This is a genomic window from Mesobacillus subterraneus, assembly GCF_003937825.1.
GTDB classification, from domain to species: Bacteria; Bacillota; Bacilli; order Bacillales; family Cytobacillaceae; genus Mesobacillus; species Mesobacillus subterraneus.
Window position 1 is genome coordinate 94,738 of the sequence record NZ_RSFW01000012.1, and the last position, 19,869, is coordinate 114,606.

The window sequence follows — 19,869 nt, forward strand, 5'->3', positions numbered from 1 at the left end:
ATGGATAGCTTTTCATGTTGCAGCCTTCATATTCTGAGCCAGCTGCAGCAGTTCTTCCGCATGCTGTTTCGTCAGGTCCGTCACTTCGACACCTGAGATCATCCTGACGATTTCTTTGACCTTCTCAGAGGAGGATAACGGTGTGACGGATGTTTTTGTCCTTCCATTTTTGATGACCTTTGCGATATAAAGGTGCGTATCGGCCATCGCGGCAACCTGAGGAAGATGGGATATACAGAGGACCTGTGACCCCGTTGATACATTGTAGATCTTTTCTGCGATCGATTGAGCCACCCTGCCGCTGACACCTGTATCGACTTCATCAAATATGATGGAGGTGACACCCTGGTGTTTGGAGAAGATACTCTTCAGTGCGAGCATGATCCGGGAAAGTTCTCCTCCGGAAGCAATCTTTGATAAAGGTTTCAATGGTTCACCCGGATTTGTTGAAATATAAAATTCAACCCGATCTGCACCGTTTTTATGGAAATGATCAGGTTCAGAGTCGATTCTGACTTCAAATACCGTCTTTTCCATATACAATTCCTTTAGTTCTTTATGGATCAGCTTAGTCAGTTTTTTCGCCCATTTCCTGCGAGTCTGAGTCAGGTTATTAGCCTCGAGCCGCAAATCCTTCTTAAGAGAAGCAAGTTCCTTCTCCATCTGGCCAATATGGACTTCTTTATTTTGCAGCCTCTCTATTTCTTCTTCGATTTTAGAGGAATATTCCAGAATTTCTTCGATTGTTTTCCCGTATTTACGCTTCAGTTGATTGATTTCATTCAGCCTGTCTTCAATTTCATTCAGGCGCTTAGGATCATATTCGAGTGAATCAAGTTCATTCCTGATGGTTCTCGCTGCGTCTTCCAGCATATAAAAGCTGTTCGCCACATTCTCAGCAATATTTTTATATTCTGGATCCAAATCAGCTACTGTCTGAAGATTATCCATAACCAGGCCAATCCAGTCAAGGCCCTTTTGTTCGCCCTGCAATGCCGAATAGCTTGTCTGTATGCTTTCAAAAATCCGTTCAAAATTGCCCAGTTTTCGCCTCTCTTCGAAAAGTTCCTCGTCCTCATTGATCTTAAGTTCTGCAGAGAGAATTTCATCATGCTGGAACTGGATCAAATCGAGCCGATGGGCCATTTGCTGTTCATTTTCACTCAGGCTTTTCAGCTTCTTCTGGGTTTGCTCATATGATCGGTAGACCTGTTGGTATTCCTGAAGAGCAGGGAGGATTTCCTCTGCACCGAATTGATCAAGCAAATTGATATGTTTAGTATCATCCATCAATTCCTGGTGCTCGTGCTGCCCGTGGATATCAATCAAGCTGGATCCTACTTCACGCAAGACTGCGATTGTAACCAGCTTGCCGTTGATGCGGCAGACACTTTTACCACTCGCAGAAATATCCCTTCTCAAAACGATCATGGCATCTTCAATTTCGATGCCAAATTCAACCGCTTTCGCATAGCTTGGATGATGTTCACCCTCAAGATAAAACAATCCTTCAATTTCAGCTTTATCTTCACCATGGCGGACAAACTCCGCTGAGCCCCTTCCGCCCACGAGCAGGTGGATGGCATCAATGATAATGGATTTCCCCGCTCCTGTTTCCCCAGTAAGCACTGTAAGACCTTTATTAAAAGAAACGGATAACGATTCTATGATTGCGAAGTTTCGTATCGATAATTCATTTAGCAAGCAACGTCACCTCATTTACAGCATTTCAAGGAAACGATTTGTGACCAGCTCGGTATCCTCGGGAGTACGGCAGATAATCAAGATGGTGTCGTCCCCGCAAATCGTGCCCAAGATATCTTCCCAATCCAAATTGTCTATTAGTGCGCCGATCGCATTCGCGTTGCCAGGCAATGTCTTCATCACCAATAGATGACCAGCCTGATCGATGCGGACAAACGCGTCCATTAAGGATCTTTTAAGCTTTTGCAATGGATTGAAGCGCTGGTCTGCTGGCAGGCTGTATTTGTACCTTCCATCAATCAAAGGTACTTTAACGAGATGAAGCTCTTTGATATCACGGGAAACGGTCGCCTGTGTAACATTGAAGCCCGCAGCCTTCAAAAGGTCGACAAGGTCATCCTGCGTTTCGATATCCTTGCTCGCGATTAATTCGCGGATTTTAATATGTCGCTGTCCTTTATTCATTCATATCACCCCTGGATAAATCCGAAACATTTATATACTCATATGTTAGCCGATTTCAACAGATTGTACAATCATTCGTGGTTTTTCTCCAAAATCATTTATTAAGACACTTTTCTTTTTTTAGCCAATAAAAAAGAACAGACTGTGGTAATTCAGCCTATTCTTCCTCATCTATTTGCTTTGATTTTAATTCATTATGCGCTTCTGTGACGACTGCCTCTGCAGAAGTTTTTAACTTGAGCTGCCCGCTCTCTCCATCAGGGTTATTCCATTGCAGATGAAGGAGGAATTCAATATTGCCGTCTCCGCCTGTGATTGGCGAGAAGCTTAAGTCCATTACATCATAGCCTTCGGCAATGGAGAAGTTTATGATTCTATCCACCACTTGTTCATGAACCTTCCTGTCACGAACAATCCCTTTTTTTCCAACCTGTTCACGTCCTGCTTCAAACTGAGGCTTAACGAGAGCGACAATATCGCTCCCCGGCACCAGAAGGGTTTTCAGCACAGGCAGGATCAAGCGAAGAGAGATAAAGGAAACATCGATGCTCGCAAAATCAGGAAGCCCTTTGATCAGGTCTTCCGGTTTCACGTAACGAAAATTGGTTCTCTCCATCACGACAACCCGCTCATCCTGGCGGAGCTTCCATGCTAGCTGATTGTAGCCTACATCCAATGCATAAGACATTTCTGCACCATTTTGAAGAGCGCAGTCTGTAAATCCGCCAGTAGAAGCTCCAATGTCCAGCAGTATTTTCCCTTTGATATTAAGATTGAATATTTTTAGGGCTTTTTCGAGTTTCAGCCCGCCCCGACTCACATATGGCAGCACATTCCCTTTTACCGTCAGCGGAATGTCACTGCTCACTTTTTCACCTGGTTTGTCCAGTCTATTTTCATTTGAGTAGACGAGTCCTGCCATGATTGTCCGTTTCGCTTTCTCCCTTGTTTCGGCAAGTCCGCGTTCAACTAGCAGGACATCTAATCGTTCTTTTTTGATTTTCATTTGCTACGCCCTTTTTTGTTTCTGTCGTGCCAATTTCTGAATTCGCAGGACGACATCTTCGGTTGTCATGCCAATTTCCTCTAGCAGTTTCTCTACACTTCCATGTTCGATGAATTGATCAGGAATACCCATCCGGTCAACTTCAGCCTGTTGATAGCCCAAGTCGTGGACAGTTTCGAGAACAAAGCTTCCAAAGCCGCCCTGCAGGACCGCTTCCTCGATCGTCAAGATTGGCATGTCTTGTTTCAGGATGCCGACAAGCATTTGTTCATCCAGCGGTTTGATGAAGCGGGAATTGACGACCTTGACCGAGATCCCCTGGTTCTGGAGAATCTCAGCAGCTTCCAACGCCATCGGAATCGTCGTTCCAAACGTCAGGATTGCTGCATCTTCTCCTTCACGCAATACTTCCCATGTACCGATTGGTATTTCCTTCAAGTCCTCATCCATTGGTACTCCAAGACCGTTTCCACGAGGATAGCGCATTGCAATCGGACCGTCGTCATACTTGATTGCCGTATTTACCATATGCTGCCCTTCATTTTCATCCTTTGGCATCATCAGGACCATATTTGGCAAGTGCCTCAAGAATGCGATGTCAAATACACCCTGATGAGTTTCTCCATCTGCTCCTACCAGTCCTGAGCGGTCAATTCCAATGAACACATTCAGGTTCTGCCGGCAAATATCATGGACTACCTGGTCGTAAGCACGCTGCAGGAATGTTGAGTAGATCGCAAGGAAAGGTTTCATCTTCTGTGTTGCAAGACCGGCAGCAAATGTAGCCGCATGCTGCTCCGCAATGCCGACATCGATCATCCTGTCAGGGAACTCACTGGCAAACCCCTCGAGCTTCGAGCCAACCGGCATCGCTGGCGTGATAGCCACAATCCGTTCATCTGTTCTCGCAAGCTTCCTAACCGTCTCACTGACAAGCTTGCTCCAGGCCGGCGGGGAGAATTCAGGTTTAACGAAATCGCCTGTTTCCATTTTGTATGGGCCGGTCCCGTGCCATGTGCCGATTTTATCATTTTCAGCAGGATTGTACCCTTTGCCTTTTTTGGTGATGACATGCAAAAGGACAGGTCCATCCTGTTTTTTCGCATAAGCGAGATTTTCAAAGAGGTCTTCATAGTTGTGGCCGTCGACAGGTCCCAGATAGGTGAACCCCAACTCCTCAAAAAAGATGCCTGATACAAACAAGTATTTGAGACTGTCTTTAATTCGTTCTGCAGTAGCTGCAAGCTGTCCGCCAATTGCTGGTACTTTCTTAAGCAGGTATTCAAGCTCATCTTTTACCCAGTGGTATTTTCCTGCTGTCCTCAAGCGTCCAAGGACATTATGCAATGCTCCAACATTCGGTGCTATCGACATCTCATTATCATTCAAGATGACGATCAGTTTCTTTTTCTCATGGCCGATGTGATTGAGTGCCTCCAGCGCCATCCCGCCTGTCAGTGCACCATCCCCAATGATTGGGACGATATGCGAATTCTCGCCCTTCAGGTCCCTGGCTATCGCCATCCCCATCGCAGCAGAGAGCGAAGTAGAACTATGGCCTGTTTCCCAGACATCGTGCTCGCTTTCCACCATTTTCGGAAAGCCGCACAGTCCTTTATGCTGGCGAAGAGTATCAAATTGGCAAGCTCTTCCCGTAAGGATTTTATGTACGTACGACTGATGTCCGACATCCCAAAGAAACTTATCTTTCGGACTGTCAAAGCACTTGTGCAGGGCAATCGTCAATTCGACGACACCAAGGTTAGGCCCGATGTGACCTCCTGTGACTGATAGCTTTTCAATTAAAAACTGCCGAATCTCCCTGCTTACCTCTTCCAATTCCTTATTTGAAAGATTTTTCAGGAAGGAAGGGTCTTTTATTGATAAAAGATCCATTTCGGACCACTCACTTTCATTTCTGACTTATTATTCCGCGTTCATTTCTGCATTCCAAAATAGTTGTTAGTAATAACATATATTAAGTAAAGAAAGGTTTTCAAGCTATAGCATGAAATGACCAGGTAAATTTTCACAAAAACTGCTCATTTAAAGCCGATATGTATGCCTATTACGCAATTCAGCGAATCGCTTCTTTTATATAAAAAAGCTGTCAACACTACCGTGCTAACAGCCAATTATAGCACATGATTTACGCATTCACAATCACACCCGGGCATCAGTTCTTGCGTAAACCGATCAAATCAGTAATTTGTGAAAGGATCGTCACTTCTATACCCATTGATGCAAGGGAATCCTTTGCACTCCGTATGTGATAATCCAGTGCTTCCTTGGCACCATCCAGACCAAGAAGCGCTGGATACGTGCTTTTTTCATTTTCTGTATCGCTGCCAACAGGCTTTCCGATCATTTCTTCCGTTCCTTCTAAATCAAGGATATCATCCCTGATCTGGAATGCCAGTCCAATATGATAGGCGAATTTGGACAAGATCTCTTTCTGCTCCTGGGTTGCTCCGGCGATTTCTGCTCCCGCAAGAATACTGTACTCAAGCAGCTTCCCTGTTTTGTTCACATGGATGTATTCGAGCTGCTCCAGCGTCAGCTGCCTGCTCTCCCCTTCCATATCGGCCACCTGGCCTCCAACCATGCCGGTAGCACCAGCTGCATAAGACAAGCCTTTAATCAAAGCCAATTTAACTTGAGATGGAGCAGTTTCTTCTGACATTCCAGCCAGCATTTGAAAGCTTAATGTCAACAAAGCGTCACCTGCAAGGATGGCCGTGGCCTCCCCGAACACTTTATGGTTTGTCGGCTTTCCCCTTCTCAGATCATCATCATCCATACTTGGCAGGTCATCATGGATCAGCGAATAGGTATGCACCATCTCAATCGCTGCTGCTGCATCCAATCCTTGCTCAGGATCCTTCCCAAATGAATTGACAACCGCCAGCAGCAAAAGCGGACGGATCCTTTTCCCGCCTGCCTCCAGCGAATACAGCATGGATTTGGCCAGGTTTTCAGGGGTGTCAAGACTTCCAACAGCTTCCCTCAGCCGGTTTTCTATAAGCACTTTATATTTCTTCGTGAAATCTTCCAGTGAAACAGGATGCAAAACTATTCCTCCTCATTAATGGAGAAACCTTCAGTCCGTCCATCTTCTGTAATGATCTGGGCAAGTTGTTCTTCAACATTCTTAAGTTTATCATGGCAAAGCTTGGATAATTCCATTCCTTCTTTATAAAATGAGATCGCTTCTTCGAGCGGTACATCGCCTTCTTCAAGCTTCTCCACAATGCTCTCCAATTGCTCCATTGCCTGTTCAAAACTTAATTTCTTGTCATCTGCCATCTTTTCCACTCTCCTCAATCTCGGTTACCACACACTTGATGCTCCCATCTGAAAGCTTTACATATATTTTACGCTCCGGTTTCACCTGGGCTACTTTTTTAATCAGCTTTCCCTCATCCGTATATGCAAGGCTATAACCCCTGTCCATTATTTTCAGCGGGCTCAGAGCTTCCAGCGTTGAAAGGATACCATTGAATTCTTTCCTTTTCTCCGATACCACTGCAGCCATTACTCTGTTCAGAGCTCTCGCTGCCCTTTGATGGCGTTCTGCGGAGATTTTTTTCAGCTCTTCCGGATGGCTCCGCTTCAGCCTCCGCTTCAGTTGAATCAATGCATCACTTTTGGAAATATAAAGTTTTTCCGCTCCTCGAGTGAGCGATTCCGTCAATTTGTCTACCTGTTCCAGCTTTTGTTCATATAGCTTCCTGGGGTAACGGAAGGCATATGAGCGGATCAGGCGCTGATATCGTTCCTGCTGGAAGAATACTTTTTCCCTCATCGCCCGAAGAAGCCTTTGTTCACGGTTCATCACCCGTTCCAGCAGTTCCTGGATATGCGGGACTGCCAGCTCGGCGGCACCAGTCGGCGTTGGAGCCCTCATGTCTGCGACAAAATCTGCTATCGTGAAGTCCGTTTCATGGCCGACAGCAGATATAATCGGGATCTTTGAAGCGAAAATCGCACGGGCAACTGTTTCTTCGTTGAAGTTCCACAATTCTTCGATGGAACCTCCTCCACGGCCGATGATCAGGACATCTACATCTCCTCGTTCATTGGCCTTCTGGATTGCTTTTACAATCAATGGACCGCCCTGTTCACCTTGAACAAGGGCAGGAAAAATCAAGACCTTTGTAATGGGGTATCTTCTTTTGATTGTTGTCAGAATATCTCGGATAGCTGCACCCGTGGGAGATGTCACAATACCAACTGCTTTGGGGTACTTCGGTATGTGTTTCTTATACCTGGGAGAAAATAGCCCCTCTTCCTCGAGCTTTTTCTTCAACTGCTCATAGGCAACGAAAAGATCCCCTACGCCATCCGTCTTCATTTCCTTTATGTAAACCTGATACTGGCCGCTTCCTTCATAAACAGAAATGTCTCCCCTAACCAGGACCTTCATTCCATTTTCAGGCTTGAACTTCATGGATCGGGCAGCACCTGCGAACATTACAGCCAGGATTCTCGCCTTCTCATCTTTGAGGGTAAAGTACATATGGCCGCTGGAATGCCTTTTGAAGTTGGAAATTTCGCCTTTTATATACACTCCCTGCAGATGGGGATCGGCATCGAATTTTCGTTTTATGTATTTGGTTAACGCGTTGACGGTTAGATAACGCTGATTATCCATTGGTAAACTCCTTTGGTGAAACAAGTTATTTCCGGCAGTTATGATTGTAAAAAAACTGTCCATACCTATTATAAATTTAGAATACCGATTCGTCACTTCACATAAGTGATGTTCAGTTTCTAACTATAACAGGTATGGACAGAATCATTCCTTATAGGTTTGAGTTTTGCAGCCGATTCATGTGGTTTTTTGCAGATTTCATTGTGTTGTACATTAACATCGCAATGGTCATCGGACCGACTCCGCCTGGCACAGGCGTGATATAACCTGCCTTCTCCTTGACTTCATCGTAGGCAACGTCTCCGCAAAGCTTTCCTTGATCATCACGATTCATCCCCACATCAATCACAATCGCACCTGGCTTAATATGATCCGCTGTGATCAGGCCTGCCTTCCCTACCGCGGCCACAACGACATCAGCTTGCTGTGTATGTACTTTCAGATCTTTTGTCCTGGAGTGGCAATAGGTGACTGTCGCGTTCTCATTCAAGAATAATTGCCCTGCCGGCTTGCCGACAATATTGCTGCGGCCGACGACAACAACGTGCTTTCCTGAAAGGTCCATACCAATTTCATCCATCATGACCATGACACCGTATGGAGTACATGGCAAGAATGCGTCCTGCCCTGTCATCATCCGTCCGATATTGATTGGATGGAAACCGTCCACATCCTTTTCTGGAGAAATGGCTTCAATCAGATTTTTTTCATCGATATGGTCTGGAAGCGGAAGCTGGACCAAAATCCCGTGAATATCATCATCGTTGTTCAATTCATCGATTTTGGCCAACAGTTCCTGTTCCGTAATGGTCGAAGGGTATTCAATCAGCACATTGTGCATCCCCAGCTCCCGGGCTGTCTTTTGCTTGCTGTTGACGTAGGTTCTTGATGCCTGGTTATCGCCGACGAGGATTACAGCCAAACCAGGCGTAAATCCTTGTTGTTTCAAACCCTGGACTTGATCGACGATCTCGAGTTTCTTCTTTTTCGCGATTTCTTTTCCATCAATAATAATAGCAGCCATACTTTCTCCCCCTATGTGATCAAGGAAGTTCCAACCTGCCAGCATCAACGGTTCAGGAAATACTCTGTTTTACCTTTGAGAGAACTCCATTAATAAATCGGCTCGATTGGTCATCCCCATATAATTTAGCAATTTCAATTGCTTCATCAAGAACGACATTCATAGGTACATCTTCATTGCAGTATTTCAATTCATATACAGCAAGTCGAAGGAGATTCCGGTCAACAGCAGCAAGCCTGTCGAGAGACCACTTTTCCAGGTACACCTTGATTTCCTCATCAATCTCAGGCATATGCTGGACAGTTCCGTACACAAGCTTGTTCAAATAATCATCGCCAGCTTCTTCTTCGAGTACATGCTCAATTGCATCAGATGGTTCTACTTTGCTTATATCAATCTGGAATAAGGCCTGAAGGGCCTTTTCTCTAGCTGTTCTTCTTTTCATTGAATTCTTTAGCTCCTTTATGGCTTGTCTGATTCTAACAAAATAATAGCATAACATATCTCTTTACGCATGGTTTCCTATTATTTTTCACTTTTTAGAAAAAAGTTAATCAAAACAAGCCATAATTTTATAAATAGAAGCTATGAGTTTACGGCCGATTCTTACTTAGCAACAAAGTTTACGAAAAGATCTTTTCGTAAAAAGCAAAATACGAAAAAACCACAAAAAAAACCAAAGGCACACCTAAACATGCCTTTGGTCATTTTATTAAACTTCCTGTTCGACTTCTGGTTCTACTTTCTGGTTCTCGAATTGGACTCCGACTACATGGATATTGACTTCTGTAGCGTCAAGCGCTGTCATGTTCAATAGTGCCTGGCGGATGTTGTCCTGAATTTTTTGGGCAACTGAAGGGATGGACACACCAAACTTCATCACGCAGTATACGTCAACCTTGATTCCTTCTTCTGCAAGCTCGACTTTTACACCTTTGCCGTGATTTTTCTTGCCAAGTCGCTCAACTACACCTGCAGCAAAGCTTCCGCGCATTTGCATGACACCCTCAACTTCGGATGCAGCGATGCTCGCAATGACTTCAATCACTTCTGGTGCGATTTCGACTTTCCCCAAGCCGTTTTCATCATGGCTCATTTCAAGTAAATGTTGCTGTTCACTCATGGCTAGACCTCCTTTATTCTTCTTTCATCACTTCATACATTTCCAAGAATTTCGTATTGAACTGCCCTTCCACGAATTTCTCATGGCTCAGCAGCTTGAGATGGAACGGTATGGTCGTATGGATTCCTTCAATCACAAACTCACCAAGCGCCCTCTTCATGCGGTCAATCGCTTCTTCCCTAGTGCTGCCATAAGTAATGACCTTGGCAATCATCGAATCATAGTATGGCGGGATTGTATAACCAGGATATGCCGCTGAGTCTATTCTAACACCAAAACCGCCTGGAGGGAGATACATTTTGATTTTCCCTGCTGAAGGCATGAAATTTTTCGCAGGATTTTCAGCATTGATCCGGCATTCGATTGCCCAGCCATTAAACTGGACATCCTCTTGCTTGAGTGTAAGCTTTTCGCCGGAAGCGATTTTGATTTGCTCCTTAATCAAATCGACGCCTGTTACCATTTCAGTTACAGGATGTTCAACCTGGATGCGTGTATTCATTTCCATGAAATAAAATTTGCGATTGCGATAATCATAGATAAATTCTACCGTGCCGGCACCCGTATAATCAACTGCTTTCGCCGCTTTGACAGCCGCTTCACCCATTTCGGCCCTCGTTTCGCCGTCAAGTGCAGGTGATGGTGTTTCCTCAAGCAGCTTTTGCAGACGCCGCTGGATTGAACAATCACGCTCTCCAAGATGAATCGTATGTCCATAACTGTCTGCAAGTACTTGAATCTCTACATGGCGGAAATCCTCGATATATTTCTCAATATATACACCCGGATTTCCAAATGCAGTCATGGCTTCCTGCTGGGTAATATTGATTCCCTTGATCAGTTCCTGTTCCGTTCTTGCAACACGGATTCCTTTGCCGCCACCGCCAGCTGTTGCTTTGATGATGACAGGATAACCGATTTCATTTGCAAGACTGACAGCGTCCTCTATGCTCTCCACGATTCCCTGTGAGCCAGGAACAATCGGAACGTTGGCCTCTTTCATCGTTTCACGCGCGACATCCTTCGTACCCATCTTTTGAATTGCTTCTGGAGAAGGTCCGACAAATGTGATATTACACTCCCTGCACAGCTCAGCAAAATCAGCATTCTCAGCAAGGAAACCGTAACCCGGATGGATTGCGTCACAACCGGTCAACTTCGCTACACTGATAATATTCGTAAAGTTCAAATAGCTGTCCTTGGAAAGCTTAGGGCCGATACAGTAGGCTTCATCCGCAAGCTGTACATGCAGTGATTCCTTGTCCGCTTCGGAATATACCGCTACTGATTCTATTCCCAATTCTCTGCTGGCACGGATGACCCGTACTGCAATTTCTCCTCTGTTGGCTACCAGTAATTTTTTTATCATCAATATCGCTCCTTATTCGGGCTTGACCAGGAATAAAGGCTGGCCGTACTCCACCAGCTGGCCGTCTTTAACAAGAATTTCAACGATTTCCCCGTTTACTTCTGCTTCAATTTCGTTGAAAAGCTTCATTGCTTCTACGATGCACACGATAGAATCCTTGCTCACCTTGGATCCAGCTTTCACATAAGCATCCGCTTCTGGAGAGGAAGACTGATAGAATGTACCAACCATTGGAGAGACAATTTTATGTAAATTGGAAGTGTCCTGTGCTTCCTCCTGTTTGGTCTCCTGTACTGCTGCTGCCTCAACTCTCGGCTCAGGCTTTGGTGCTTCCTGTACCACTGGGACTGTCTGTGGTGCTGGTGCTGCCGTAACAGGCTGAGTTTGTTCAACCACTGTCTTCACAGCTCCATGCTTCTTCATCTTGATTTTTGATCCTTCATATTCGTATGAAAACTCGTCAATGCTTGAATGGTCCACTAACTTGATTAATTCTCTGATTTCTTGAACTTTTAACATCTTTAGGCACCCCTTGTCCATTTCATAATTAAGACTAGATACTAATACTATACGATAATACCATGTACAAATTCAATATGTTACGATAATTCTCGTCTTTCTCCTCTATTTTAATATTTTCTGAAAAAAAAGTGAATTCTTTCGACAGGAATCCTGAAAGTTCTAGCGAATATACTCATTAATTTAGCAAAAGAGGAGCAGACACTTAATGAAAAATATCCAAGAAATAAAAAAACAGGATTTGGAGAGAAAAAATTCCCTGATCGTAAAAGCAACTCTGGTTTCTGTCATACTGGCAGCTGTCGTGGACATTGCCATGAAAAAAGAACTTGCTGTGATTCTTTCCATCGTCGTCGGGGGCGGAGTGGGCGTTGGAATAGTCGCCTCCCTGCATTATTCAAAGAAATTAGTGCGATTCATCCCTTATCTCTCCATTGTCATTGTTTCGGCTGTGTTGTTCATCATTATGGAGAACAGCGTATCACCTACCGCCTACATCCTGCTGTATTTTATACTTGCCGCCGCCGCAATCTACATGGACAGAAAGCTTTTGATGCTGGCATCAGGTCTCGGATTTATGCTGATCACGATCTTTACCATGATGCATCAACATGAACTGCCTTTGGAAACAAAAAATTTCGTAACAATCTACCTTCTTTATATGCTGGTTACCGTCATGCTCGGTTTTCAATTCTCATTATCCAAAAAGATGGAGGAAACAATCGTTGCCGCCCAGCAGGAAACAGAAAGCCTCTTAACGAAGGACATGGAAACAAAGACTGTGATCAAAGAGAACACAAAGAGCATAGCAGACCTTATAACCGAAGTAAAATTCAAGAGTAAGGAGAACTATGAATCCTCCATGGAGATGACCCAGTCTGTCACCGAGATTTCGGCAGGCATCACGATCCAGTCAGATTCAGTCGTGGACATAACCCAGACTCTTGAAAACACGAACCAGGTCATCTCGAAAACCTCAGCACTTGTAGAAAAACTGCATCATGATGCCATGACTGCTGAAAAGGTATCTGATAAGGGTGATGAACTAATGTCAAAGCTGATTTCGGAATTGACAGCATCCTACGAGAATATGAACGATGTAAATAACCATATCCATTCACTTTCAGCACTAATAAAGGAAACAGCAAACTTTGCTTCAAGTATCCAGGGAATTGCCTCGCAGACGAACCTGCTTGCATTAAATGCATCAATCGAGGCTGCGAGAGCCGGGGACAGCGGCAGAGGCTTTGCCGTCGTCGCAGAAGAAGTCAGGAAGCTGGCCGATAATACCAGCACCACGGCTACACAAATCACTGAAAACCTCAACAGTGTCATGAGTGATACCACTAAGACAAAGGAAGGCGTAAACCTGACAGCTGAGAAGCTCACACATAATCTAGAACTGGCAGCAGAAACGATGGAAGCTTTCAGGATGATTCATCAAACATTCCTTAATTTAAAGAATGATATCTCAGAGCAGGATGAACTGACCAAAACCATTTTGGATTCTTCGATTGCAATCGAAAGCTCGATAGCTGGTTTCAGTTCAGTGATCCAGCAGGCCAGCGCGGCACTGGAGGAGATTTCATCTGCCGCCATTTCACAAAGCGAACATCATGAACAGCTATTCAAGTCCGTCGAAGCCGCACACCAGTCATTGGATAACCTGGTTAAGCTCCAGCAAAAATAAAGGGAAGGCATCCGCCTTCCCTTTTCCATTTATTTTACAGGTTCAAATTGTACGGCAACTGGCTGGAATGAGCCAAGCTCTGTACGCACCATCTGGATGATCTCGTTCGCGTCAGCTGCAGAGTGTTCTTTCGCTTTTACTGTAATAACAACTTTCTCACCATCTGCACGAACAAGTGCATCATCATAACCCATCGATGTAATTAATGTTTCTAGTAAATCTTCTTTCACAGAAATTTCATCTAATTTATCCATTTCATCGTAAGCTTTGCTTCTATCTTCAGCAGGAAGGTCTGTAGAGGCTGCGCGAACCTGCAACTCTTCTTTCTTTTTTGCGCGCTGTTCGTCCAGCTTGATGCGCAATGCCTCAAACTTTTCATCGCTGGCAACACCGGAAATCACTGTTTTGCCGTCTTTGGATTCCGTTGCTGCTGTTTCTTTATCCTCAGCTTTCTTTTCCTCCACACCGGCAAGATCCGCCTTTTGCTGCTCTGGAGAAGTAATGTAATACACCGATAATACGACCACAAGGCTTAACATTGTCAATAACCATACTGTTTGTTTTTTCAATAACATCTATTATTCCCCCTAAGATTTTTTAGGCATGACTGCCACGCGGTGATTCGGGACATCCAATGCCCTGGTAACGGCTTCGATTATCCACTTCTTCACCTGTATATTTTCAGCACCCTTCGCAACTACGAGGACACCTCTTATTTCCGGTTTTTTAGTCTCAAGGACGATTGGCACTTCTTTTTCGCCATTGCGGATGATGACCAGCTGCTCATCCTTCGACGCGTCTTCTACCTTGCGTTTTCCGCCTTCTCGATCCGTTTCATCCGTAGTCTGAGATTGGATTGACGTGTTTTTCTCGAGCACCTTTCGATCGGTAGCATCGACATTCACAAAAACTGTTACTTCTCCGACGCCATTGATTCTCTCGAGTATCTCCTTCAGCTGGGCCTCATAAGCCTCTTCATAATCGGAAATGACGTCATTTCCTGCTGATTTTTTCTGTCCAAACACCTCAGCATCCTCCACAGCTTCAGCTTCTTTCATTGCCGGAACAGCAGTGTCAGAACCTTGTTCCCCAAGAATATTGCCTACAAGCATGATGGCGGCTCCAAACAGAACGACAATCATTAAGTATTGGTATTTGCCTGTTTTCTTTTCAGGCGGCCCATCTTTGCTGCTCAATTGTTTTTTGAGCCAGCTCAAAGGACCTTTCTCATTCTCCATGCTCGTCACTCCCCCCTTCTATCATTATTTGAATAGACTTTTCAGGAACATTCCATTTTTCTGACAGAAGAGAAGATATTTGATCTGTATTCTGAGAGGTTCGTTTTGATGGAAGGGGTGCGTTCGTATCAATTTCTACTTCTCTTACTACTGCCACAGCCTCCTCCTCGTCCTGGGCTTTCTTCACCGTGACGATTACCGAATCAAGATTCTCCGGAAAAGACCGCTGATCCTGTTCATTTACTTCAAGCTCGATATTGGCAATCTCCATTCCTTGCTGTTCCATCAACTCCTCCTCTGCGGCTGTTTTCAATTGGACAGCCATTGTTTGTAAAATATATGCATGCTGGGATGCTTGTATTTCTTTTTTCTTAAATTCTATTGAATTTTTTACATTTTCATCTTCCTGACTAGTAAACTGGGACATAGATGCGATCGCTGTTTCAAAATCCGAAGTGAAGAGTTTCATGACCGGCGAGAGGATGATCGCGATTAAGATCAATCCGGTAACGATTTTCGTATACTTCTGGAAACTTGAATTCGGCAGCAGCATATCGAGAACCGTTGCCAGGAGGATGAAAATGATAATATTCGTAATCCACTCTTTAATGAAATCCATTTTATACTCCCCCCTACCTAACCATCATCGTTAAATTCCCAGCGGCTATAATGACCGTGATCGTCAGGAAAAACATCAGCGATACGATTCCAAGCGCAGCAAATACGTATATGATGCTTTTGCTGATGATGTCCAGGCACGTGATAACCGGGCCGCCACCCAGAGGCTGCAGGATCGCTGCGGCGAATTTATATATAAATGCTACCATCAGGATCTTTACTGCCGGAAAAGCAGCGATGACAAGCAAGATAGCCACACCTGCCAGACCGACCGTATTTTTGAGGAGCATTGACGCGCTGATGACTGTATCGGTTGCATCCGTGAAAACGCGCCCGATGACCGGAACAAAATTTCCTGTGATAAATTTAGCTGTTTTTACTGTGACCCCATCCGTCACTGCGGCAGAAGCGCCCTGAACGGAAATGACACCCAGAAAAACAGTCAATAAGATTCCAAGCAGACCTACACTCCAGTTCCGGAGCATGCTGGCGAGCTGGGTGACCTTGTATTGTTCAGATAGAATGCTGACGATACTCAGGAGTGTTGAAAGAAACAGTAACGGAAGCACGACATACTGGATGAACATCCCGCTCGTGTTCATCATGAAGAGGATGACCGGATGGAAGAAAGCTGCCGAAATGAGCCCGCCCGATGTAGCCATCAGGGCCAGCAGCAGCGGAATCAAAGCAAGGATAAATTGGATCATCGTCCCGATAGCGTCATTCGTATAATCCACCACAACATGGAAGCTGTTTAGGGCGATGATGATCAGGACCATGAATACAATTGAATAAGCAACCTTGCTGATCGTGCTTTTCTCAAAAGAATTCTGCATTGCCTGGAGGAACATGCTGAACACCGTCAGAAGAATCAAGGAGCCAAGCAGTTTTCCATTGACGATGAATTCGTGGAAGGCAAAATTCAGGATTCCTTTGAACCATTGCTTCAGCGAAAATTTCTTTTCACCGCTGATGAAATCATACAAACTTCCTTTCTGGCTTTCTGGCAAATATCCATCATACTTGTTGATGATGTCCTCCCAAAAGCCCTTCAGCTCATCGATATTCAGGTTTTCAAGCTGAGCCTTGGCGATTTCATCAGGGTTGATCAAAGAATTGGCTTCTTGTTCGTCACCAGCAGCTTGTACTACTGGAATGAAAAAAAATAACTGTAGCAATACAATGGCGAGAATCAACTGCATACGCTGCTTCAACTAATTTCACCTCTTTTGTCTAAAGGCCCTCAGCCCGGGATCAAGCGAATGATTGTTTCGATCATGACCGTCAGGATCGGAATTGCCATGGCCAGGATAAGGATTTTTCCGCCTAATTCAATTTTCGAGGCAATGGCCCCTTGCCCCGCGTCTTTCGTAATCTGAGCCGCGAATTCAGCAATATAGGCAATACCAATGATTTTCAGGATTGTTTCAACATACACAAGGTTGACCTGGGCGTTTGCCGCAAGCTTCTGGATCATCGAGATGATTTGATAGATTTGGTCGACAAGGAACAGGAAGATAGCCGAGCCTGTAAACACAATCAATAAAAAAGCAAAGTTAGGCTTTTGTTCTTTGACGATCAGTGCCAGAAAGGTAGCAATCAGTGCAACCCCTGTTATTTGAAGGATTTCAATGGCAAAGCCCTCCCTTACCCTTGAAATAGGAATACTGATTTGATTTTTTGAAAGAGGTCATCGACAATCGATGCAACCATGAACAGAATATAGATGAATCCAAACAATGTTACCCACTGTGCATATTCCTTTTTTCCAACCTGATCAAGAATCGTGTGCAGAAATGCGACGACGATGCCTACACCTGCGATTTTAAAAATAATATCGACTTCAAGACCCATCTTGTCCTCCTCCTAAACGCTACATCAGTAAGATAATTAATAATAAGCCCGATAAAAATCCGACGCTTTTCACCATTTTTTCGTATTTCATTTGTTTTTCGCAGGCATCCGCCTCTTCTCTTTCCAGATGGGAAATGGTCAGCAGTATTTGTTTTTGCTGTGAGTGACGGTCATGCCTTCCCAGGGTTTCCCCGAATTGCTTCATGATTTCGAATTCACCCTGTTTGAAAGCCGTCAGCTTCCAAACTTCTTTTAGACTTTCTTCCCAGGCTGATTTCACTGTTGTTTCTGTTTCAGTCAGTTTTTTTGAGAAAGCTTCAAAAAACCACGATAACGGCTTCGAAAGCTGTTCAGCCAGCTTTCTGGAGGCTTCATGCAATGGGGTATGCCCGTACATGATTTCTGCCTCCAATGACTGCAATGCCGATTTCAAAAGCCGAAGCTGCCTTGGCCGCTCACTCAGGTGCCTCGAGGCTTCAAAACCTGTCCAGGTTGTGGCCAGGATAATCAAAATTGCGCCAATTATTTTTATCATTTATGTCACTCTCACTTTTTGGAGAATTTCTTTTCCGCTCGCTTCCCTGATTGAAGTAATGGTTCCCGGACCAGAACCTCTTCCAAGTTCCACAAAACGATCAAAAATCCCCATTTCAAGAATTGGTTTCAATGTAGGGCGTTTCCGGATATCCTCAAGGGAATCTCCATGCGTCGTCATGATTAATTTGATACCTGCATTAACCGCTTCGAGTATTGCTTCTCCATCTTCTTTCCGGCCGACCTCATCGACCACAAGGACATCTGGGCTCATCGACCGGATCATCATCATCATTCCTTCTGCTTTTGGGCAAGCGTCAAGAATGTCGACCCTTGGTCCGAAGGTAAGCTGCGGTACACCTTTGACGCAGCCGGCAATTTCCGATCTTTCATCCACAATGCCGGCTTTTAAAGGCGGAATTTTTTTTTCGGGCACTCCGCTCGAAATCATCCTCGCAATGTCCCTTAGCAATGTGGTCTTTCCTGTTTGCGGAGGGCCAATAATCATCGTATGCTGCCAGCCATTTTGAAATAAATAAGGCAGCAGCGGCTCCGCGATTCCGATTTTTTCCCTGGCTATCCTTACATTAAAGGATGCTATGTCCCTGATTGCTTTTACAAAACCATTTTCGAGGATGACTTTGCCTGCAAGCCCGACACGATGGCCTCCCGCAATGGTGATATAGCCGCGTTTCAGCTCCTCTTCCAATGTATACATAGAAAAATGCCCAAGTTTATTCAACAGCTGGACAGCATCCTCGGGCGGAATGATATACGGCAAAAATTGAGGTTTTCCTCTTACCGTTATTTCTAGCGGACGGTTGATTCTGATCCGCAATTCTTCCATTCCCTCTTTGTCATTAGGAGGCACTGCTTCCAGCAATTCGGCAATTCGTTTCGGCAAAAAAGATAAGATATCGTCCATTATTGATCCTCCTGACATACGCTTACTTAATGTGTATGCCTGCTTGGCCACATTATGACCAGGAGATTCGTGTATAGCCGACTGGCTGGCTATGGGTTGTGCGTGAAGCTGTATTTTTTCAAGGAAGGCATTGTACAGTTCGGCAAAAAGCAAAATAATATGGCTTTTTAACGAAAAGAATAGTAGGGAAAGGAGTTGATAACTATGAATGAAGATCACGAAAAATTCCAGAAGGTCCAGAAAGACGATCGGGCATCTTACCTCGGTGGTGCAAGAAGTCCAAAAGATTCACCGATGACTGACACAAAATATAACAATAAGAATGATACGGATAAGGCACCAGGGGCAGGTATGTAACTCCCATCCATCTTTCACTCTTCACTGCTTTTTCTTGAGCTTGTTATTTGTGTATCGCTGTCGACATAGACATAGGTAATAGAGAAAAAGTGGTGGAGGGATGACAGGATGGAAAACGGATTATATAGGGGCAACCGGAGCAATGATAATGGCAAAAATAAAAAAATCACGGTAAGCGGGGAAGGCACCGTTATGGCGGCACCAAACCGTGCAACTGCTACAATCGGTGTCCGGACGGAAAGCCCAAACCTCCAGGACGCACAGGCTGACAATGCGCAAAAGTCAAACGCGATGCTGGCATCATTACTGAATTTAGGCGTCACCAGGGACGATATAAAAACAGCCGATTTTCGAATTGATCCAATTTATACGTATGAAGATGGCAAGCAATTTTTCCAGGGATACCGGGTCACCCATCTCTTCACAGTTACAATCAGGAATCTGGACCAGGCAGGACTCATCATCGATACAGCAGTTGAGAATGGCGCGAACGAAGTCATGAACATCCAATTTTCTGTAGCCGATCCTCAAGCTTATTACAATCAAGCTCTTTCGATTGCCGTAGTTGATTCCTACAACAAAGCACAAATAGTAGCACGCACGCTTGGAATCCAAACTCCCATCAGCCCCCTTTCAATTACCGAAGAAACCCAAAAAGGAGCACCAGGACCTTTCCTCGTCGCCTCACTGGATACCAGCGCTGCCAGCGGAACCCCGATCGAACCAGGAAAACTTGAAATAAAGGCAACCGTTACCGGCACGTATGTCAGTTTGTGATAGTGCGTAAAA

The 19,869-nt window shown here is 44.7% G+C and carries 23 protein-coding genes; 3 read left to right on the top strand and 20 right to left on the bottom strand.

Features of this window, described 5'->3' with window-relative positions; genetic code table 11:
- Window positions 1–12: 12 nt before the first annotated feature.
- The 12 genes from recN to accB all read right to left on the bottom strand — a co-directional run bounded on the left by recN (window position 13) and on the right by accB (window position 11,864).
- Complete coding sequence (gene recN, locus EJA10_RS09885; RefSeq protein ID WP_125479838.1) at window positions 13–1,704, bottom strand: DNA repair protein RecN; 1,692 nt, start codon at window positions 1,702–1,704, stop codon at window positions 13–15.
- 15 nt (window positions 1,705–1,719) lie between these two features.
- Window positions 1,720–2,169, bottom strand: a complete 450-nt coding sequence (gene ahrC / locus EJA10_RS09890; protein ID WP_125479839.1) for a transcriptional regulator AhrC/ArgR — start codon at window positions 2,167–2,169, stop codon at window positions 1,720–1,722.
- A 157-nt stretch (window positions 2,170–2,326) separates the two neighbouring features.
- The gene (locus EJA10_RS09895) at window positions 2,327–3,175 is read right to left on the bottom strand and encodes a TlyA family RNA methyltransferase (protein ID WP_125479840.1); all 849 of its coding nucleotides are present in this window, start codon (window positions 3,173–3,175) and stop codon (window positions 2,327–2,329) included.
- A 3-nt stretch (window positions 3,176–3,178) separates the two neighbouring features.
- Window positions 3,179–5,071 carry a 1-deoxy-D-xylulose-5-phosphate synthase gene (gene dxs / locus EJA10_RS09900; protein ID WP_125479841.1) on the bottom strand — a complete coding sequence of 631 codons (1,893 nt, stop codon included), beginning with the start codon at window positions 5,069–5,071 and terminating at the stop codon, window positions 3,179–3,181.
- A 280-nt stretch (window positions 5,072–5,351) separates the two neighbouring features.
- Window positions 5,352–6,245, bottom strand: coding sequence for a polyprenyl synthetase family protein (locus tag EJA10_RS09905; RefSeq protein ID WP_125479842.1), 894 nt, complete (start codon window positions 6,243–6,245; stop codon window positions 5,352–5,354).
- A gap of 2 nt (window positions 6,246–6,247) precedes the next feature.
- Complete coding sequence (locus tag EJA10_RS09910; RefSeq protein ID WP_125479843.1) at window positions 6,248–6,481, bottom strand: exodeoxyribonuclease VII small subunit; 234 nt, start codon at window positions 6,479–6,481, stop codon at window positions 6,248–6,250.
- Complete coding sequence (xseA, locus tag EJA10_RS09915; protein ID WP_125479844.1) at window positions 6,471–7,829, bottom strand: exodeoxyribonuclease VII large subunit; 1,359 nt, start codon at window positions 7,827–7,829, stop codon at window positions 6,471–6,473. Before xseA ends, EJA10_RS09910 begins: the two co-directional genes overlap by 11 nt.
- 151 nt (window positions 7,830–7,980) lie before the next feature.
- Window positions 7,981–8,853: a bifunctional methylenetetrahydrofolate dehydrogenase/methenyltetrahydrofolate cyclohydrolase FolD gene (gene folD, locus EJA10_RS09920; protein ID WP_125479845.1), complete on the bottom strand. Its 873-nt coding sequence runs from the start codon at window positions 8,851–8,853 to the stop codon at window positions 7,981–7,983.
- A 52-nt stretch (window positions 8,854–8,905) separates the two neighbouring features.
- Complete coding sequence (gene nusB, locus EJA10_RS09925; RefSeq protein ID WP_125479846.1) at window positions 8,906–9,298, bottom strand: transcription antitermination factor NusB; 393 nt, start codon at window positions 9,296–9,298, stop codon at window positions 8,906–8,908.
- A gap of 267 nt (window positions 9,299–9,565) precedes the next feature.
- A complete protein-coding gene (locus EJA10_RS09930; RefSeq protein ID WP_125479847.1) occupies window positions 9,566–9,976 on the bottom strand; it encodes an Asp23/Gls24 family envelope stress response protein in 411 nt (136 codons plus the stop codon).
- Window positions 9,977–9,989: 13 nt separating this feature from the next.
- Window positions 9,990–11,345 carry an acetyl-CoA carboxylase biotin carboxylase subunit gene (accC, locus tag EJA10_RS09935; RefSeq protein ID WP_125479848.1) on the bottom strand — a complete coding sequence of 452 codons (1,356 nt, stop codon included), beginning with the start codon at window positions 11,343–11,345 and terminating at the stop codon, window positions 9,990–9,992.
- Window positions 11,346–11,357: 12 nt separating this feature from the next.
- The gene (accB, locus tag EJA10_RS09940) at window positions 11,358–11,864 is read right to left on the bottom strand and encodes an acetyl-CoA carboxylase biotin carboxyl carrier protein (protein ID WP_125479849.1); all 507 of its coding nucleotides are present in this window, start codon (window positions 11,862–11,864) and stop codon (window positions 11,358–11,360) included.
- 208 nt (window positions 11,865–12,072) lie between these two features.
- On the opposite strand from accB, the gene EJA10_RS09945 reads away from it, so the two are divergent.
- Window positions 12,073–13,554, top strand: coding sequence for a methyl-accepting chemotaxis protein (locus EJA10_RS09945; RefSeq protein WP_125479850.1), 1,482 nt, complete (start codon window positions 12,073–12,075; stop codon window positions 13,552–13,554).
- A gap of 29 nt (window positions 13,555–13,583) precedes the next feature.
- Here EJA10_RS09945 and EJA10_RS09950 read toward each other — a convergent pair whose 3' ends face one another.
- From EJA10_RS09950 to spoIIIAA, 8 genes are read right to left on the bottom strand one after another with little or no spacing between them, the layout of a single operon-like run.
- Window positions 13,584–14,129: a SpoIIIAH-like family protein gene (locus EJA10_RS09950; protein ID WP_125479851.1), complete on the bottom strand. Its 546-nt coding sequence runs from the start codon at window positions 14,127–14,129 to the stop codon at window positions 13,584–13,586.
- 12 nt (window positions 14,130–14,141) lie between these two features.
- On the bottom strand, window positions 14,142–14,792 hold the full coding sequence (gene spoIIIAG, locus EJA10_RS09955) for a stage III sporulation protein AG (protein ID WP_125479852.1): 651 nt from the start codon (window positions 14,790–14,792) through the stop codon (window positions 14,142–14,144).
- Window positions 14,782–15,411, bottom strand: coding sequence for a stage III sporulation protein AF (gene spoIIIAF / locus EJA10_RS09960; protein ID WP_125479853.1), 630 nt, complete (start codon window positions 15,409–15,411; stop codon window positions 14,782–14,784). Before spoIIIAF ends, spoIIIAG begins: the two co-directional genes overlap by 11 nt.
- A 13-nt stretch (window positions 15,412–15,424) precedes the next feature.
- Entirely contained in the window at window positions 15,425–16,612 is a 1,188-nt protein-coding gene (spoIIIAE, locus tag EJA10_RS09965) for a stage III sporulation protein AE (RefSeq protein WP_125479936.1), read from the bottom strand.
- A gap of 41 nt (window positions 16,613–16,653) precedes the next feature.
- Window positions 16,654–17,043: a stage III sporulation protein AD gene (gene spoIIIAD, locus EJA10_RS09970; protein ID WP_211340551.1), complete on the bottom strand. Its 390-nt coding sequence runs from the start codon at window positions 17,041–17,043 to the stop codon at window positions 16,654–16,656.
- Window positions 17,044–17,057: 14 nt separating this feature from the next.
- On the bottom strand, window positions 17,058–17,264 hold the full coding sequence (gene spoIIIAC / locus EJA10_RS09975; RefSeq protein WP_009794945.1) for a stage III sporulation protein AC: 207 nt from the start codon (window positions 17,262–17,264) through the stop codon (window positions 17,058–17,060).
- Window positions 17,265–17,283: 19 nt separating this feature from the next.
- The gene (spoIIIAB, locus tag EJA10_RS09980; protein WP_125479855.1) at window positions 17,284–17,799 is read right to left on the bottom strand and encodes a stage III sporulation protein SpoIIIAB; all 516 of its coding nucleotides are present in this window, start codon (window positions 17,797–17,799) and stop codon (window positions 17,284–17,286) included.
- The gene (gene spoIIIAA, locus EJA10_RS09985) at window positions 17,800–18,723 is read right to left on the bottom strand and encodes a stage III sporulation protein AA (RefSeq protein ID WP_125479856.1); all 924 of its coding nucleotides are present in this window, start codon (window positions 18,721–18,723) and stop codon (window positions 17,800–17,802) included.
- 204 nt (window positions 18,724–18,927) lie between these two features.
- Here spoIIIAA and EJA10_RS23335 point away from each other — a divergent pair, with 204 nt between their 5' ends.
- Both EJA10_RS23335 and EJA10_RS09990 read left to right on the top strand, forming a co-directional pair.
- Entirely contained in the window at window positions 18,928–19,080 is a 153-nt protein-coding gene (locus EJA10_RS23335) for a hypothetical protein (protein WP_170169103.1), read from the top strand.
- Window positions 19,081–19,188: 108 nt separating this feature from the next.
- A complete protein-coding gene (locus EJA10_RS09990; RefSeq protein ID WP_125479857.1) occupies window positions 19,189–19,857 on the top strand; it encodes an SIMPL domain-containing protein in 669 nt (222 codons plus the stop codon).
- Window positions 19,858–19,869: the final 12 nt, after the last annotated feature.